Origin of the sequence: Yersinia nurmii, assembly GCF_001112925.1 — a bacterium.
Classification (GTDB): domain Bacteria; phylum Pseudomonadota; class Gammaproteobacteria; order Enterobacterales; family Enterobacteriaceae; genus Yersinia; species Yersinia nurmii.
On sequence record NZ_CPYD01000004.1, the window covers coordinates 105,792 to 122,207 of the forward strand.

Genomic DNA, 16,416 nt, shown 5'->3' on the forward strand with positions numbered 1-16,416 from the left:
ACTGAAAGGTTATAAGGTAATAGCATCGCTTATTTGTGTGATGAATCGATGAGTTAACAAAGGGAGTAACAAATGCGATTTGAAAACAAAGTGGTCGTTATTACCGGTGGTGGAAATGGAATGGGCGAAGCTGCCGCTCGTCGTTTCTCTTCTGAAGGTGCAATTGTGGTACTAGCTGACTGGAATCAGGAAGCGGCTGAATTAGTTGCGCGCTCTTTGCCAAAAGGTAAAGCATTAGCATATCCGATCGATGTGTCTGACCATGTTGCCGTTAAAAAGATGATGGACAGTATTGCTGAAAAATTCGGTAGAATTGATGTCTTACTGAATAATGCGGGTGTTCATGTTGCGGGTAGCGTTTTGGAAACAACCGTGGAAGATTGGCGCCGTATTGCCGGAGTGGATATTGACGGGGTTGTGTTCTGTTCTAAATTTGCGCTTCCTTATTTATTGAAAACCAAAGGAAGTATTGTTAATACGGCATCTGTCTCAGGCCTAGGCGGTGATTGGGGGGCGGCGTATTATTGTGCTGCCAAAGGTGCTGTCGTCAATCTGACTCGTGCAATGGCATTAGATCACGGTGGTGATGGCGTCCGTATCAACTCGGTATGTCCGAGTTTAGTAAAAACAAATATGACCAACGGTTGGCCACAAGAAATCCGTGATAAGTTCAACGAACGTATTGCATTAGGCCGTGCAGCTGAGCCAGAAGAAGTGGCTGCGGTGATGGCGTTCCTTGCCAGCGATGACGCCAGCTTCATCAACGGAGCAAACATTCCTGTTGATGGCGGTGCGACTGCATCAGACGGCCAGCCAAAAATTGTCTGATTAAGCGTTCGCGCGTTTACTCTGTTTACATAATCTGAGCTGAGTCCAAATGTATGGCGATTCAGCTCTGATGGCTTTCCTTTCAACAATAAATTTCTCTCTCCTTCTCTCCATCTGCCTAAGCCTAAGCCTAAGCCCAAACCCAAACCTTAGCCTTTATTTACTATTTTCTCTGTTTTTAACTTATTTTTTAGGTGTTTCCAGCGTGATTCTGGTTTTTACTGCTAATCTCTTTAATCATTGATTCAAAAAACATCGTTAAAATTGAGAAATTACAATAACAAGAATCAATTACTTCTTAAAAATAGGGGGAGTGGCATGACTCTTAGTATTAAATATTGCATTTTATTTACTTGCGTAGATTTAATTACTATCAAATAGTATTTTTATTAGCCTCATATTCTTATATTGTTTTTGAATAATATATAACAATTAACTCCTAGCAATCCCCTACGTAAGTTAACAGCTACATGATGAGCCAAGGTGTTCCACTATGATTTTTGTCATTCTATGGTTTGCTATTGCTGGATTAAGTGAGTTTTTAGTCTGGGGGCGCCCTTTACTTATGGTGCTGCTATCACTGATATTCTTAGTTATAGGGGGACTGTGGATTCATAGGGTTAGAAAGATACAGGTTAATATTTTGTTACCATCAGAAGAGAAAACGAAGCGTATCAGTAATGTAAATCTGATTTTTTCCGTTGGCATTCTGGCTATTCATGCGATTACGCTGTTATTGTTTGGCTAATTTAATCGATGTTTTGTTTAATTTCTGTTCGAACCTGTCTTTTAAGCCATTTATTTCTGTTTATACAGGTTCTTTTGAATATGACTAATTATGCCAATAGCTCCAGCCGAGTATGAGCATCCATGCAGCGAAACCCCAGCAGATTACTGCTGCGCTCAGTGCTAGAGAAAGGCGCAGGTGGTCGAGAAAGAAATACAGGGAAACTAAGTAGATAAGATACGGAATTATCGCCCATATTCCGAAGATGATAGTGAGGCGTAGAGCTTCGATAGAGCGCTCGCTATCAACAATATAATGTGCGATTAGAGCAAAGGTTGGGAACAGTGGAATTAACCCGGCAATATAGTAGTTTCGCGTTTTGGATAACAGGGCAATAAGAATCACGACTACTGCGCCTAACAATGCTTTGAGTAACAGACTCATATAAGACTCATACCAATAGATGGAATCAGCAGGGTAACGGTTTACTTGTTGATAATTATATAAATTGTAACTAACAGACCCAATGGGGATTTGGGTCTGTATCAGACGCGCGGGATGCTATTGACGGAAGGCGTGTTTGATTTGCGCAATGGTATTTTCGAACACTTCTGCCTGGGTTTTGTCTTCTATCAGAGGTAAGGATCTTTCCATCTTCAGAATAACTTTACCTGCGTCTGCCTGGCCAATTGCCTTGAGCATCAATGTCAGCGTGGTTTTCAGGCATGTAACTTCGTGAGCTAAAGTCTCAAGATCGGCGGCAGTAGTGAAGTCTGTGTTACTCATAGTGTCTCCTAATGGACATTGTTGCCGCGTGGCTTATCCTCATATTGGCGTGCCATTGAGGTTAAAAGCAGCATTTTTTTACAGTTACCACATTATATCACAGCGTTATGAATAACTCTGCGCATGGTAATTATTTGTTAGGATACGCACAGATACTGAATACTCACTACGGGATTCGGATAATTCTCAACTGAGTGTCAAAATGAATTTTTATGCTAAATAACTAAGAACTTGTGCGTTCACTTAATTAAGTTCATAAAGTTTACAGTTAGCCATATGTTTAAATAATGCCAATAGAAGACTAATTCATGTTTTTAATGTGGTAATCCTGTAACTGTGGCAGAGTTGGCTCGCTAGGAATTATTCTTATATGATGAATGTTTGTTCAGAAAGTAATTATTCATAACAGTATCAGATGGTTGCCTTTTTTTAATTAGAAAAATAACTTGTTGTAAACTATTTATTGCACTAATAATTAGTTATTTGAGTAGATTGTGTTGTAAAATTCATCACTTATTTTGGGATGTATTTTCCTTTCGTTGAACGCGCCCTTTAATAGGGCTACTTGCCAAACTATTGGCGTATGAAAAGCGATCGCGATAAAAATAAATCAGACCAAAAATAGAGATGTAAAATTGCAATTATTCTGTATTCATTCTTTGGCTGAAAACAAGTAATATCACTGCCGTAAACAAAGAGTGATTAGGTTACTCCCTTATTTTTTTGGAGAATTTTCTTTGATTAGCGTTCTTCTTGTTGATGACCACGAACTGGTGCGCGCAGGGATACGACGCATTCTGGAAGATATCAGGGGTATCAAAGTTTCGGGTGAAGCGCAGTGTGGCGAGGATGCGGTAAAATGGTGTCGCAATAATACTGTTGATATTGTTTTGATGGATATGAATATGCCTGGTATTGGTGGGCTGGAAGCCACGCGGAAAATTCTACGTTTCTCCCCAGATATCAAAGTCATCATGTTAACCATTCATACGGAGAATCCCTTACCGGCCAAGGTGATGCAGGCTGGCGCGGGGGGGTATCTGAGCAAAGGCGCTGCGCCGCAAGATGTGATCAATGCGATTCGAGCTGTTCATTCGGGCCAGCGTTATATCGCTTCTGATATCGCGCAACAGATGGCATTGAGTCAGCTGGAGCCGCAGGTTGATACACCATTTGCCTGTCTTTCCGAGCGTGAACTGCAAATCATGCTAATGATAACGAAAGGTCAAAAGGTAAATGAAATCTCGGAGCAACTTCATCTCAGTCCTAAAACAGTAAATAGCTATCGTTACCGGATGTTTAGTAAACTAAATATAAGTGGCGATGTTGAATTGACCCATTTGGCGATTCGCCACGGTCTGTTTAACGCGGAGACATTGTCGAATAGTGACTGAATGCTTTGATGCAAAAGAGTTTTTAAAAACAGTAACCAGCCAGCCTGGCGTCTACCGTATGTATGATGCCAAGGGCACGGTTATCTATGTTGGTAAAGCGAAAGATTTGAAAAAGCGGCTTACCAGCTATTTCCGCCCACAGGTTAATAGCCGCAAAACCGAAACATTAGTTAAGAACATCGCCCAAATTGATGTCACTGTTACGCATACAGAAACTGAGGCGCTGTTGCTTGAACATAATTACATCAAGCTTTACCAACCTAGATATAATGTTTTGCTGCGGGATGATAAATCTTACCCACTTATTTTTCTCAGCGCAGATAGTCATCCTCGCCTTGCTACGCATCGCGGAGCCAAACATGAGAAGGGTGAATATTTTGGTCCTTTCCCAAACTCCCATGCTGTGCGCGAAACGCTAGCTTTGTTACAAAAGCTTTTTCCAATTCGACAGTGTGAAAACAGCGTTTACCGTAATCGCTCCCGTCCTTGCTTACAGTACCAGATTGGTCGTTGCCTAGGACCCTGTGTGAGTGGGTTAGTTAGCGATGAGGAATATCAACGTCAGGTTGATTACGTTAGGCTATTTCTTTCCGGTAAAGATCAACAAGTGCTGACTCAATTGATTTCTCGCATGGAAAATGCCAGCCAACAGCTGCATTTTGAAGAGGCGGCTCGCATTCGGGATCAAATCCAAGCTGTTCGACGAGTCACAGAAAAACAGTTTGTTTCTGGGAACAGCGAAGATCTGGATGTGATTGGTGTCGCCTTTGACTCGGGGTTAGCATGTGTGCACGTTCTGTTTATCCGGCAAGGTAAAGTACTGGGAAGCCGTAGTTACTTTCCTAAAGTGCCGAATGGTACTGAGCTGAGTGAGGTCGTTCAGACTTTCGTTGGTCAGTTTTATTTACAGGGCAGTCAGGCGCGAACCTTACCTGGCGAGATTTTGCTTGATTTTGCATTGGCAGAAAAAAATTTACTGGCTGAATCCTTAAGCGAACTTGCGGGACGAAAAATTCAGATTCAAAGCCGACCTCGAGGTGATAGAGCGCGTTATCTTAAACTAGCGCGGACCAATGCGGCGACTGCGTTAGTCACCAAGCTATCGCAACAGTCAACTATCCACCAGCGAATGAAAGCATTGGCGGAAACGTTGAAGTTGAATGAGATAAACCGCATGGAGTGTTTTGACATTAGCCATACCATGGGGGAGCAGACGGTTGCTTCATGCGTTGTTTTCGATGCGAATGGGCCGGTGAAGTCAGAGTATCGGCGCTACAATATTACTGGAATTACTCCGGGTGATGATTACGCGGCAATGAATCAGGTGTTAAAGCGTCGCTACGGCAAAGCAATAGATGAGCAAAAAGTTCCCGATGTTATTTTTATCGATGGCGGAAAAGGTCAGTTGGCTCAAGCTATTGAGGTTTTTTCCGAACTGGATGTGTCTTGGAACAAGCAAAAACCTTTATTAATAGGTGTTGCTAAAGGGAGTGACCGTAAGGCTGGATTGGAAACGCTCTTTTTTGCCGCTGAAGGCGAGGGGGTATCGCTACCTTCTGATTCGCCAGCGTTGCATTTGATCCAACATATTCGTGATGAATCGCATAATCATGCAATTACGGGTCACCGACAGAGAAGATCAAAAGTAAAAAATACCAGTGCATTAGAGCTGATTGAAGGTGTTGGTCCGAAACGGCGGCAAATACTGTTGAAGTATATGGGCGGACTTCAACCGTTACTTAACGCCAGCATTGAGGAAATTGCAAAAGTGCCAAGTATTTCACAAGCATTGGCAGAAAAAATCTACAATGCATTGAAACACTGAACGTAATATTGCACCATACTCATAATATCCATACTCGCCATATAGCTATAGAAGCATTATGCAATTGAATATACCGACTTGGCTTACCCTGTTTCGTGTTGCACTTATCCCATTCTTTGTTCTGGCATTTTACCTGCCGTTCGTTTGGGCCCCGGTCTTGTGTGCTGGCATTTTTGTATTCGCAGCTGCAACCGATTGGTTTGATGGGTTTTTAGCTCGCCGCTGGAAGCAAACTACCCGTTTTGGTGCGTTTCTTGATCCAGTCGCGGATAAAGTGATGGTTGCCGTAGCATTGGTGCTGGTTGCTGAATATTATCACCAGTGGTGGATTACTTTACCGGCAGCCACCATGATCGCTCGCGAGATCATCATTTCCTCTCTACGCGAGTGGATGGCAGAAATCGGCAAGCGTAGCAGCGTTGCGGTATCTTGGATTGGTAAAGTCAAAACGACGGCGCAAATGATGTCATTGGTTGGTTTATTATGGCGTCCAACGGCTTACGTAGAGCTGGCTAGTTTTGTCCTACTTTATATCGCTGCGGTGCTGACTTTCTGGTCAATGTTCCAATATTTAAGCGCAGCCTGGAAAGATTTGCTCGAACCTTGATCGAAGTGCCGTAAAAATCAGCAAACGGACGTTTTAGGTTGATAATTTTATTGACTCATTGCGTCAGGTAAGTAGAATGCATCGCATCAGACGGCAGCAGCGAAACGCCGAAAGATAGCAAAAAAATCAGTAAGTTCTGATGTTGCGGGAATAGCTCAGTTGGTAGAGCACGACCTTGCCAAGGTCGGGGTCGCGAGTTCGAGTCTCGTTTCCCGCTCCAAATTTGGCAGGTATTGCAGAAATGCGAGCCTCAGCAGTAAGGCAATGAAGAATACGGCGCGTTGGCAGAGTGGCCATGCTACGGATTGCAAATCCGTCTACCTCGGTTCGACTCCGGGACGCGCCTCCAATTTTCCTGAGCCCGGGTGGTGAAATCGGTAGACACAAGGGATTTAAAATCCCTCGGCTTATGGCTGTGCGGGTTCAAGTCCCGCCCCGGGCACCATGGAAAAATATATAAGTAAAACAAAGCAGTATGAGTATGTCGTTAACCGCCGAGAGGCGGTTTTTTTGTTTCTAAGATTCCATTTCATAATATACCTTCATAATATTATTCCCGCTCTACTGATCCCCCACTGCTGGAACTATTGCTATTTTCCCATCATATCGCGCGGTCTGAGCTGTGTTTTTGTGCCCTGAAATTGCTTGTTTGTCGTAAAGAGAACCACTTAAGTCAGATATGCCTTAGCTTTCAGATCATGGAAAGTGAAGTCAAAATCTAACTTGTCGTCAGGTTATGGGTGCATTCCACTTCGGGCGTATCCAGCGTGATTTTGACCGAGGCGGTGCAGGTAATATTGGGCGCAGTCACGGTGACGCTTTCACTGGCATTGACCTCGGCGGTTTTAATGCCAGCGACCCGCAGTTCGCCGGTTTCCGATTCATAGTGAAGGGTTGGGACATCGGGGAACAACAGGTAAATCCCATCCGCCGAGGCCGACGGCAGCGGGAACTCATCAGAGAAAATGCCCGGCAGCACAAAAGCGGTATCCAGCTCACCGCCGAGCGAGAAAATTAATACTTGTTCGCGAACCGAAGGCGCCCACCACGAACGGGATTGACCGGCGCGAGCCGTCAGCCAGTTTAACCAGCCGGTGACGTTATCCCCGGTGGCGACGCGGCAAAAGGCTTTTTCTAAATCCACCTTATGCCCCGTACCAATACGAATTAGGTTGCGCAGCAGGCGCAGGGTTTCGGAGTGTTGGGTTTGTGTTGTCAGAGCGACAAGAATGCCGCTCAGCAGATTGAACGGCAATATAACGCTGCTCAAAGGGTAAAGACTGCGCCAGCGTGGAATGGATGCTGCCACCATCGATAAACATTTTCAGGCTGTCCCGGGAGGGGTGTAACAGCGGCAGGCTGTCAGTCAGCGCGGCGCGGAGTAATTGGGGGGCTTTAACATGATGCTGTTCCTGACAGTGTTTAATCGCTTCCACTTGCAGCCCACAGGACACCAGTACGTTTTCCCGTTGGAGAATGTCGCCGCTTAAATCCCCGTTAACCGCTGGAGTGCTGACCGTCGGGCGGCCAGCGTAGATAATCGCCGGGACTGGCGAACGCGGGGTGGTGGTGCAACCGGATAACATCAGCAGGCAAAGCAGCCAGTGGAGGCGTTCACCTTTGGCGAACCCTCCGCTGTGCTCGATAAGCGGGAAATACTGGGTTACGTCGAATGCACCGTATGGCCCGCCTATCAGCTTTGACGGGCTAGCGCGCAGCTTCCGGGCCGCGGTGCATCACAGCTCGCCGATGTATGTGAAACACAATATTCTGGCAAGTACCTTTATTCCACATTCAATGCTCAGTCAGCAGGCGTTTAGCCGCTATGCGCTGGATTATCTGGTATTCGGCATGCGTTTTTAGAGGTGTACCGTAACCAACTGGGCGCATCACTGCGCCCCGACCTCCAGCCCGGGCAAGTACACCCGCCGTGGATTAGAAAAAGATTGCTATTGGTTTGTGCAGAACTGAAAAAAGAAGGGCTAACACTAAAAGCGGCTGCGCTTAGGCTAGGTTATCTAACAAGTGAGCAATTTGATGAGTGGATCCGAGTCCGACCGGAAGAGATGGTCGGAATTATGAAATAATTATTGCGTCATCTGTGGTCTTAATGCCGGATTAGCTTCCGGAATTTTTCCGCCTGTTAAAATTTTTCGGAATAAGTTTCGGGGTACTTTGGCAATATTCCCTGTAGGGTTTCCCGAGTTCTTGCTGTAATCCTTTCTCTTCGAAATAAATACCAATCAGAATGTAAACTGTCATACCTGATGCAAAGAGTAAACGGCTGCTGGTCATATTGGGCGTAGCCCAAAAGGCGAGTAATAATCCTGACATCATTGGATGACGACATAAAGAATAAAAGAAATTAAGCTTGAAGGGGAGTTGAGTATAAGACTTTCGTTGCCATTGCATCCATGATTGGCGTAAGCCGAAAAGATCTGTATGGCTGATTAAGAAGGTTGAAATTACAGTTAATAGCCATCCTAGGCTCTCCAAAATAAGCAGTAATAGTGCGAGCGGTGAACTATCATCTAACATCCATATTTTCCCTGGCAATGGTTGCCAACAAAAAGAGATCAAAATTAATAGAATACCAGAAGATAGAACGTAGGTTGAACGCTCTACGGCTGGGGAAATATTGGCTCTGGTTTTGTATGTTTTATGAGCCATAAAAGAGTGCTGAACCGAAAATAACAGTAATAGCCCAATATTGATGCTGATGTGCTGAAGAGTAAAATGTTCGCTGGGTACAGCCATGGCTGTAAACTTCCAGCCAAACAATAAGCTGATAATAAAAACGAAACTTAACATCCCGATGATGTAACAACTTATTCCGTATACTAATATGATGAATCTTTTCATAGTGCCTCACGATTCAATAATTACCAGTAAGACAGTATAGAGGCTATTTTTCGACAACTACTTTAGTAGCTCTATAATAATAAGCACGGTGTGTATTTTTGATGACACTAGAGAAAATCAAGATTTATCTGCCTCAATATATATTTGATTTGCGACTTTTCCCAAACGCGATGAAACCAGTGTTGCCTGATTTTTTTTCGCTCATCCATCCAGCTTCATTTAGTAATAACTCCAGTGAGTTCATAGCCGCAGGCGAGCGTTCATATCTGATTAATTCCGTTTGCTGCTTATATTTTTGATTGATAACTCCTGTTTTTAGGCAATACGAAACCCAGCGAGTAAAACGCCATATATTATCACTTTGGTTAATTAATAATATTCAGTGTGCAGTCATCATTACTGACAAATGGCGGCAACGAACGAGTAAACTCAATTAAGTCATTCAACGCTTCAACGATAGATTCTCTCTCTGCCTGGCTTAATTCTGAAAACTGCATATTCACATGGCAATTTTTTAACCCAGCATGAAAACAGATTGTTTTACGCAAATGCACAGGCGCTTTATCAAAAGCTTCTTGAGTAACATTTTTTCTATGGCGTAAATACTTCTCTTTAAATTCAGTAATTCGGGCAATGCCCGTCATTCTTAATTTTTCAGCTTCTGTTAATTGCAGCATATTCCCCAATCAATACCCGAATAGACGGCGTAATCTTGGTGTCTTCTTTGCAGAGGACAATTCTTGTAAAAGCGCCTTTTGATTACTTTCCGGCTTCCAGCGCTGGCCGTTCTTCAACTCCAGCATACCGTGGCCGAAATGGCGCAGGCTTACTGGGCTTTGCTGTTTTAACAATGGGGCAATAGAAATAATCATAAAGACACCTCAACTCAATCCGGCGATAGCACTCAATCCGCTAATAACATCAACGGTTGAAGCGAGCGCGGGGGGGAGTGAATGCGTGACTGTACTGTCAGGCCGATAAGAGATTGATGGCGAATCGCAGTATTGACCGTATCCAGCAGTGACGATTTACGGGAAGCAGTCTTATGATCGCCTTGAACAGCAGCGGCGGCAATCAAGCCAACTGCAGCGGTAGCATGTAGCGCATAAGTTGGGATGTTGCCGCGTTTGCTGCCAGCTCGACTAAGTTGTGCTTTAAAGCAAACTGGCGGCAAGCGTTATCAAAGTGCGGATGTTTGGACACTGAAAAATCAAACATGGCTTACTTCCTCACATATGCCGACAATTAGTTGGCAAATTTGAATATCGAACATTATTGGTTTGCCGCTTCTTTAGTGAGAGCGATCATATTTACGAGCACCTTTTCCATTTTGCGAACTTTCTGGCGGATAGGTAGACGGCCGTCTTTCACCATGCCACCGCAGGTTTTATAAGGGATTCCGCTCAATTTTGAGAACTCGGGCAGGGATAAATAAGGCGAGGTTACTTTGATTGCAAGGTTTTGATTCATAGGCATCCTGTTTGATGGTGGTTAATATAGGTGTTGGTGGGTATTTGCCATCAATTCACGAATTAAACTATGCATATGCGAGTATCTAAGGTTTTTTTGCGAGCGTGCATGATAAAAAACTAAGTGGCGAGATTTCAGCAGTAGAAAGAATGATGCAAGCCTATGGTTTTAAAGTACAAAGAGAATTAGCGGCTTATCTGGGGGCCGGAACGGGAACAATCAGCACTTGGATCAAACGTGATTATTTTCCAGGCAAAGAGATTGTGCTCTGTGCTTTAGAAACCGGTGTTTCGTTGCACTGGCTTACAACTGGTGAGGGTGAACCTCGGGAACCGGTTAAATCTACCGCATGTGAAACTGTAAAATCTATTGCTCATAAAAACCTTGAAGATGGTTTACTAATAGATGTATCCCCAATATTGCTAGATTTAGCGTTGTTGCCTGTACAGATTGTTGAGCCTGAACTAGTATCCTTCCCGAATGAGAAAAGCTATTTTCTTATCGAACGCTAATTTAAAAATGTTGCTGACGGTCTTTGGTTGATTGAAAAGGCTGGTGTGACCTCTATTAGTGATATTACTCGTTTACCGGGTGAGATATGGCGTATCAATGAAGTTGATTGGCTTATTTCGGAAGTGAGTATTCTAGCCAAAGTTGTTGGCGAAATTACGGATCATTGACTGCTGGAATTAATATTGTTCGCGGAATAATGGAGTGGTAATTAAATGAAACTATTAGTTAATACAATAATTGGTATTGTATTTTTATCTCTGCCTACGATTTCTATTGCAAAAAACTACCCCTGTTCCGGTAAAAAAGGCGGGGTATCCCATTGTGAAAATGGGAAATTTGTCTGTAAAGATGGCTCTATCAGTAAATCAAAGAAAATCTGTAAGCGTTAGTTTTTAATCAGATGTTTGTTGTGCTACATATCAAACATTGACTACTGTTTTTATATACAGTAAATAGGCCCAAGGGATTATTCTTGAGGGCTTATTTATGGCAGTGCGAAAGTTACCCAACGGGAAGTGGGTCTGTGATTTTTACTCAGATGGCCGTGACAGTAAGCGGGTTAGGAAAACCTTTGTTACTCGCGGCGAGGCGTTGCGCTTTGAGCGTGAGCAATTAGCGCAACGTGGTGATCTGGATATTGACTACACACCGGCAGAGACTGCCGCGCAGAGGTTAAAAACATTGGTCGGTCAGTGGTATGAACTCCACGGGCGCTCTTTGAGTGACGGCGAAGCAAGATTAAATAAACTCAATATCCTGTGTGATAATTTGGGAGATCCTGCTGTTGCTGATTTTGACCGGGAAGTGTTCGCCAAATACCGCAAGCAGCGCTTAGCCGGTGAATTTAGCCCTAAACCAAAGCACGGAATTGTGAAGCCGCCAAAAGAGGCAACGGTAAACCGCGAACATGCCTACCTACGAGCGGTATTTAATGAGTTAAAAAGGCTAGGGCATTGGAATCATGCGAATCCATTGGATGGCGTTAGGCTATTTCGTGAAAGCGAAAACGAGTTAACTTTCCTTTATGAAGACGATATTAAGCGTCTGCTGCATGAGTGTGACAATTCTAGTAATAAAGATCTCGGTATCATTGTTCGTATCTGTCTGGCTACTGGTGCGCGTTGGAGTGAAGCGGAGCAACTAAGACAAGCTCAGGTGATGCCAAATAAAATTACTTATATCAACACCAAGAGTAAAAAGAACCGTACAGTCCCTATTTCTGCGGAACTGCATAAACTGATTCCCAAGATGAAAGGGCGCTTATTCGCTAATGCCTACGATGCATTTGGTCAAGCTATCGACCGGGCTAAACTGGTGCTACCTACCGGCCAGTTAACCCACGTTCTACGCCATACATTCGCCAGTCATTTTATGATGAACGGCGGCAATATATTGGTACTGCAACAAATCCTCGGGCACTCCACTATCCAAATGACCATGCGCTACAGCCACTTTGCACCGGATCATTTAGAGGCGGCAGTGAGTTTGAATCCATATGATCGTATTTTAAAAAATTAATAATGTGAGAATGTAATGATGAATAAATTAGTTGGCGATTTTTGTAATAACTGCGTCCAAAGAGAGAATCATTATGTCGTTAGAATATCTAGTCCTCGTAGGTAATGCTGACTGTGTTCTCTAGCAAGATACGATAAATCTGACAGTCAGCTAAGAGCGAACATTGCCTTAGCTGGGGGAAGCCCTAAAATTGAGTGACACAATTTGCAGGAATACTTATAGCATCCCTAATCTGTAGCGTAGGCAAAACTGTACCGGTCTTAGTCCTTCTTATACCGCTGGTCTTTACATAAATCACCATGCCGTATATGTTTATCAAGCCAATAGCCTTCATATGATCGTAAAATGTTTAGGTAGTAGTTCAATTTCCTAGACCTTCAGAATTTTACCGAGCAGCGGCCAACTTAGCGCCGTTGCGTGCAGGGATGACCCGCTATGATCGAATCAATTAGTCTCTCCAACATCGCCACCTACCGCCCTGACAAATCAGAAATTATTAATCTAAAAAAGATCAACTTCATTTATGGAGCAAATGGAGCGGGGAAGACCACAATCAGTCGGCTTATTGAAAAACCTAGCCTCTCAGTAGACTCTAGTATTACTTGGCTCAGAAATATGCCAGTGCCAGCAATGGTCTATAACAACGACTTCATCACTGCCAACTTCTCAGAATCCAAAGAATTTCAGGGAGTATTTACACTCGGCAAGGCTGAGAAAATTCAGCTCGACCGCCTCAAAGACCTTAAAGATGAAAGAAAGCGCCATGAACAGTTGAGGGCCAAGTTAATCATCTCTCTTGATGGTGAGGATGGAAAACCAGGAAAGCAAGCTGAGTTGGTTTCTTTAGAAGCAAAGTTAGTTGGCCGATGCTGGGAACAGAAAGTAAAGCATGACGAGTATTTCAAGGGTGCATTTACTGGGTTAAGGAATAATAAGGAAGCATTCAAAGCAAGGGTCCTTCAAGAACATGAGAATAACAAATTCACCTCAGTTGATTTGGTTGATCTCAAGGCTAGAGCGGCGGTTTTATATGGCGACCAACCCTCGAGAATAGATCCTGTTCCAACCTTGGATTTATCACGGCTGATAGCATTCGAGAAAAGTTCGATTCTGGTTAAAAAGGTGGTAGGTAAAGACGATGTCAATATATCCGCGATTATTCAGCGGTTAGGTAATAGCGACTGGGTTCGGCAGGGTATGAAATTTCTGGAGCATACGGATGAACAATGTCCGTTCTGTCAGCAGGCTCTGCCCCACGACTTCGATAAGGAACTTTCTGACTACTTCGATGAGACTTTTGAGGCAGATTCGAAGGCGGTCTCCACACTGCGTAATAATTACTTCCAAATTGCTGAGGATCTTTTGGCTCAGGCACATGTTTTGTTAGCTTTGGATTGCACTGAACTGGACAAGGAAAAACTCAATCCTAAGATTCAAGCGCTGGATGCTGTTGTTCTTGTCAATAAAGGGCGGATGGACAATAAAGTTACCACTCCAAGCACTGAGGTATTTCTTGAGGGTCTGGAGGATATTCAGGCAGATATTACTGATATTGTTAATGCGGCGAACGTAAAAATAAACGCACAAAATAGCCTAGTAGCAAGCTTCACTGCTGAGCAGCGCAGGCTCACCGGTGAAGTGTGGAAATATATTGTCGATGTCGAGCTAAAGAATACCTTGATTGATTACACTTCTGAGAAGGATAAGTTACAAAAATCCATTTCGGGTATCACATTGAGCCGGGATAAGGCCACGGAAAGTATTAATGCTACTGACGTCGATATCGATAAGATTGAGGTGGAACTTACTAGTGTAAAACCTACAGTAATTGCTATAAATAAAATTTTGAAGAATTTTGGCTTTCTCAGCTTTTCTCTAGATCCTGCATGTGTAGATAACTCCTATAGAATTATCCGAGCGGATGGGAGGGATGCCAAGAAAACATTGAGCGAGGGCGAGAAGACCTTCGTAACGTTCCTTTATTTCTACCACCTGCTGAGAGGAAGTATTACGACGTCCGGTATCACCACCGATCGGATCGTGGTCATCGATGACCCTGTTTCTAGTCTTGATAGTGATGTGTTGTTTATCGTTAGTAGCTTGATCAAAGAGCTCTTCGCTGAGGTTAGAAAGAGTGGTAGCCATCTTAAACAAGTTGTGGTGCTTACCCATAATGTGCATTTCCATAAAGAGGTCTCGTACGATCAGCGCCGGAAGACCAATACATCTCTTGCAGACGAGACATTTTGGATTGTCCGAAAACCTGATGAGTATTCGGTAATTGAGTTCCATTCAAGTAATCCAATCAGGAATTCTTATCAACTACTCTGGGCGGAGCTGAAAAAAACACCGGTGCCAGTCCTTACGTTGCAGAACACCATGCGACGGATTTTGGAGAACTATTTCAAGATTTTGGGTGGTGTCGATACGTACCATCTGGTAGACAAGTTTGAAGGTATTGAAAAGATACAATGCCAGTCTTTGATGAGTTGGGTGAATGATGGATCGCATTACGCTCCGGATGAGCTCTATGTGGCCATTAGTGACAATATGGCAGCAAGCTATCTGAAAATTTTCTTCAAGATATTCAAAGCGGCACAACATGATGCACATTACAGAATGATGATGGGCGATTCATATGTTGATCTAGATCCTGAGGGGACCTCAGAGCTGCCGGCAATGACAGATGTTGACGAAGAGGGGGACGGTGTACTTGATGATGCCGATGTAGTAGAGGCATCAGCCCCAGTACCGACTGTACTCAAGTCTGAGATTAAGCAGCCCAGATTCGATCAGGATATGCCGTTTTGAAGCCTTCCTCTTACGAGCGCATCCATGAGAAAATCCATCGACTAGGTCAGGTTCTATTCTAAGTATCCGAACGAGCAAGCGAAATGAATACTCTCCTTTAAATAATATACCTGTATTAGCAACGTCTGCTTCTGGCGCGGAGCCGAACGTCAGATTTGATTACATCTTGAACAGCAAGGGCGTCAGATTAAGAACGAGTTAGTACATCTGATTCTTTCTGAGTATTAAATTTAGTTTGATTACTGTGACTACCACTCCCACAACAACCCAAACTAACCAGCCATCGTGTTTGGTAACTTACTGATTTTACGTAAGTGATTGATTTCCATAATGCTGTGAGAGTTTTTAAAATCCCTCGGCTTATGGCTGTGCGGGTTCAAGTCTCGCACCGGACACTATGGAAAATTATATAAGTAAAACAAAGCAGTATGAGTATGTCGTTAACCGCCGAGAGGCGGTTTTTTTGAGTCTGAACGCGGCCTCCTAACATCCATTCTTAATGTCCATTTCCCTATTATTAGGACAATAAGTAATTAGAGTTTTCCAGCTGTTTTCGATATTCTGTCGGTGGTAAATTCCCCAGATTTTCGTGAGTCCGTTCATGGTTAAAATCTTGCTGCCAAAGCCAGGCTATTTCTCTCACCTAAATCATCGAATCAAATAAAAATCCATTTATTTAACCCTTGTATGATAGATTCTGACCGTATGCAGTATTGTAATCGTCCACTATCTCTAAAAAAATTCGCTAGCAGTCATTAGTCTTATTCCTTTCTTAGTTAAACCAGTGATAAAGTCTGCATCCATATATAAAGAATCTCTGTAGGTCTGGTTCAAGTCTATATCCGAATAGGGTATTTAATGAAACTGATATATCTACAGTGGAGTAAAGTACGTCTGCATCGGATTCATCTATATTGAGCAGTTGTTTTGCTAGGCCACGATACACAAATCTCACCGGGCCGACATAATCCTCATGATACTGAAGAGAATAACCATTCTCAATAGTGTTATTAAAACCATGAGCTCGCATCAACCCGCCAGTTGGACCAATTTCAATTAGTCCAAGGCCAGCCAC

Annotated in this window: 17 protein-coding genes, 3 tRNA genes and 6 pseudogenes; 13 read left to right on the plus strand and 13 right to left on the minus strand. The window is 43.5% G+C overall.

Features of this window, described 5'->3' with window-relative positions:
* Positions 1-72: 72 nt before the first annotated feature.
* Entirely contained in the window at positions 73-828 is a 756-nt protein-coding gene (locus AD970_RS06730; RefSeq protein WP_049597556.1) for an SDR family NAD(P)-dependent oxidoreductase, read from the plus strand.
* A gap of 493 nt (positions 829-1,321) precedes the next feature.
* On the plus strand, positions 1,322-1,576 hold the full coding sequence (locus AD970_RS06735; protein WP_049597557.1) for a hypothetical protein: 255 nt from the start codon (positions 1,322-1,324) through the stop codon (positions 1,574-1,576).
* 84 nt (positions 1,577-1,660) lie between these two features.
* Here AD970_RS06735 and AD970_RS06740 read toward each other — a convergent pair whose 3' ends face one another.
* Positions 1,661-1,999, minus strand: a complete 339-nt coding sequence (locus tag AD970_RS06740; protein WP_049597558.1) for a GlpM family protein — start codon at positions 1,997-1,999, stop codon at positions 1,661-1,663.
* Positions 2,000-2,116: 117 nt separating this feature from the next.
* Positions 2,117-2,341 (minus strand): DUF2594 family protein, encoded by a 225-nt coding sequence (locus tag AD970_RS06745; protein ID WP_049597559.1) that lies wholly within the window; start codon positions 2,339-2,341, stop codon positions 2,117-2,119.
* A gap of 737 nt (positions 2,342-3,078) precedes the next feature.
* Here AD970_RS06745 and uvrY point away from each other — a divergent pair.
* The 6 genes from uvrY (at position 3,079) to AD970_RS06775 (ending at position 6,612) form a co-directional block, all read left to right on the plus strand.
* Positions 3,079-3,735, plus strand: coding sequence for a UvrY/SirA/GacA family response regulator transcription factor (uvrY, locus tag AD970_RS06750; RefSeq protein ID WP_049597560.1), 657 nt, complete (start codon positions 3,079-3,081; stop codon positions 3,733-3,735).
* Positions 3,728-5,560 carry an excinuclease ABC subunit UvrC gene (uvrC, locus tag AD970_RS06755; RefSeq protein WP_049597561.1) on the plus strand — a complete coding sequence of 611 codons (1,833 nt, stop codon included), beginning with the start codon at positions 3,728-3,730 and terminating at the stop codon, positions 5,558-5,560. Before uvrY ends, uvrC begins: the two co-directional genes overlap by 8 nt.
* A 58-nt stretch (positions 5,561-5,618) precedes the next feature.
* Entirely contained in the window at positions 5,619-6,167 is a 549-nt protein-coding gene (pgsA, locus tag AD970_RS06760) for a CDP-diacylglycerol--glycerol-3-phosphate 3-phosphatidyltransferase (RefSeq protein WP_049597562.1), read from the plus strand.
* Positions 6,168-6,311: 144 nt separating this feature from the next.
* Positions 6,312-6,387 (plus strand) — tRNA-Gly (locus AD970_RS06765).
* A gap of 55 nt (positions 6,388-6,442) precedes the next feature.
* Positions 6,443-6,516, plus strand: a tRNA-Cys gene (locus AD970_RS06770).
* 10 nt (positions 6,517-6,526) lie between these two features.
* A tRNA-Leu gene (locus tag AD970_RS06775) sits at positions 6,527-6,612 on the plus strand.
* A 116-nt stretch (positions 6,613-6,728) separates the two neighbouring features.
* On the opposite strand, the pseudogene AD970_RS20430 reads toward AD970_RS06775, so the two are convergent.
* From AD970_RS20430 to lysC, 4 genes and pseudogenes are all read right to left on the minus strand, one after another.
* Positions 6,729-6,892 (minus strand): annotated as a pseudogene (locus AD970_RS20430) (integrase); the annotation flags it as partial.
* Positions 6,892-7,386: pseudogene (locus AD970_RS06780) on the minus strand (phage baseplate assembly protein V); the annotation flags it as partial. The pseudogenes AD970_RS06780 and AD970_RS20430, both read right to left, overlap by 1 nt.
* Positions 7,313-7,537, minus strand: coding sequence for a phage tail protein (locus tag AD970_RS20060; protein ID WP_235786917.1), 225 nt, complete (start codon positions 7,535-7,537; stop codon positions 7,313-7,315). The gene AD970_RS20060 and the pseudogene AD970_RS06780, both read right to left, overlap by 74 nt.
* Before the next feature lie 21 nt (positions 7,538-7,558).
* Positions 7,559-7,753: pseudogene (gene lysC, locus AD970_RS20065) on the minus strand (Rz1-like lysis system protein LysC); the annotation flags it as partial.
* Between the two features lie 18 nt (positions 7,754-7,771).
* Between lysC and AD970_RS06790 the strand changes: the two are divergent.
* Positions 7,772-8,135 (plus strand): annotated as a pseudogene (locus AD970_RS06790) (phage portal protein); the annotation flags it as partial.
* Positions 8,136-8,285: 150 nt separating this feature from the next.
* Here AD970_RS06790 and AD970_RS06795 read toward each other — a convergent pair.
* The 5 genes and pseudogenes from AD970_RS06795 to AD970_RS06815 all read right to left on the minus strand — a co-directional run bounded on the left by AD970_RS06795 (position 8,286) and on the right by AD970_RS06815 (position 10,499).
* A complete protein-coding gene (locus AD970_RS06795) occupies positions 8,286-9,029 on the minus strand; it encodes a methyltransferase family protein (RefSeq protein WP_072080602.1) in 744 nt (247 codons plus the stop codon).
* 365 nt (positions 9,030-9,394) lie between these two features.
* The gene (locus AD970_RS06800) at positions 9,395-9,706 is read right to left on the minus strand and encodes a hypothetical protein (protein ID WP_049597564.1); all 312 of its coding nucleotides are present in this window, start codon (positions 9,704-9,706) and stop codon (positions 9,395-9,397) included.
* Positions 9,707-9,715: 9 nt separating this feature from the next.
* Positions 9,716-9,901 carry a phage filamentation protein Fil family protein gene (locus AD970_RS06805; RefSeq protein ID WP_049597565.1) on the minus strand — a complete coding sequence of 62 codons (186 nt, stop codon included), beginning with the start codon at positions 9,899-9,901 and terminating at the stop codon, positions 9,716-9,718.
* A gap of 9 nt (positions 9,902-9,910) precedes the next feature.
* Positions 9,911-10,247 (minus strand): annotated as a pseudogene (locus AD970_RS06810) (hypothetical protein).
* A 54-nt stretch (positions 10,248-10,301) separates the two neighbouring features.
* Positions 10,302-10,499: a hypothetical protein gene (locus tag AD970_RS06815; RefSeq protein WP_049597566.1), complete on the minus strand. Its 198-nt coding sequence runs from the start codon at positions 10,497-10,499 to the stop codon at positions 10,302-10,304.
* 104 nt (positions 10,500-10,603) lie between these two features.
* On the opposite strand from AD970_RS06815, the gene AD970_RS06820 reads away from it, so the two are divergent.
* From AD970_RS06820 to AD970_RS06830, 4 genes are all read left to right on the plus strand, one after another.
* Entirely contained in the window at positions 10,604-11,011 is a 408-nt protein-coding gene (locus AD970_RS06820; protein ID WP_235786911.1) for a helix-turn-helix transcriptional regulator, read from the plus strand.
* Positions 11,012-11,056: 45 nt separating this feature from the next.
* Positions 11,057-11,179, plus strand: coding sequence for a hypothetical protein (locus AD970_RS20070; RefSeq protein WP_235786912.1), 123 nt, complete (start codon positions 11,057-11,059; stop codon positions 11,177-11,179).
* A gap of 319 nt (positions 11,180-11,498) precedes the next feature.
* The gene (locus AD970_RS06825; RefSeq protein WP_049597567.1) at positions 11,499-12,530 is read left to right on the plus strand and encodes a phage integrase; all 1,032 of its coding nucleotides are present in this window, start codon (positions 11,499-11,501) and stop codon (positions 12,528-12,530) included.
* A 435-nt stretch (positions 12,531-12,965) separates the two neighbouring features.
* Positions 12,966-15,341, plus strand: coding sequence for an AAA family ATPase (locus tag AD970_RS06830; protein WP_072080603.1), 2,376 nt, complete (start codon positions 12,966-12,968; stop codon positions 15,339-15,341).
* Between the two features lie 517 nt (positions 15,342-15,858).
* Here AD970_RS06830 and AD970_RS20075 read toward each other — a convergent pair.
* Positions 15,859-16,017 (minus strand): annotated as a pseudogene (locus AD970_RS20075) (IS3 family transposase); the annotation flags it as partial.
* A 96-nt stretch (positions 16,018-16,113) separates the two neighbouring features.
* Entirely contained in the window at positions 16,114-16,416 is a 303-nt protein-coding gene (locus AD970_RS20520; protein ID WP_072080604.1) for a DUF4225 domain-containing protein, read from the minus strand.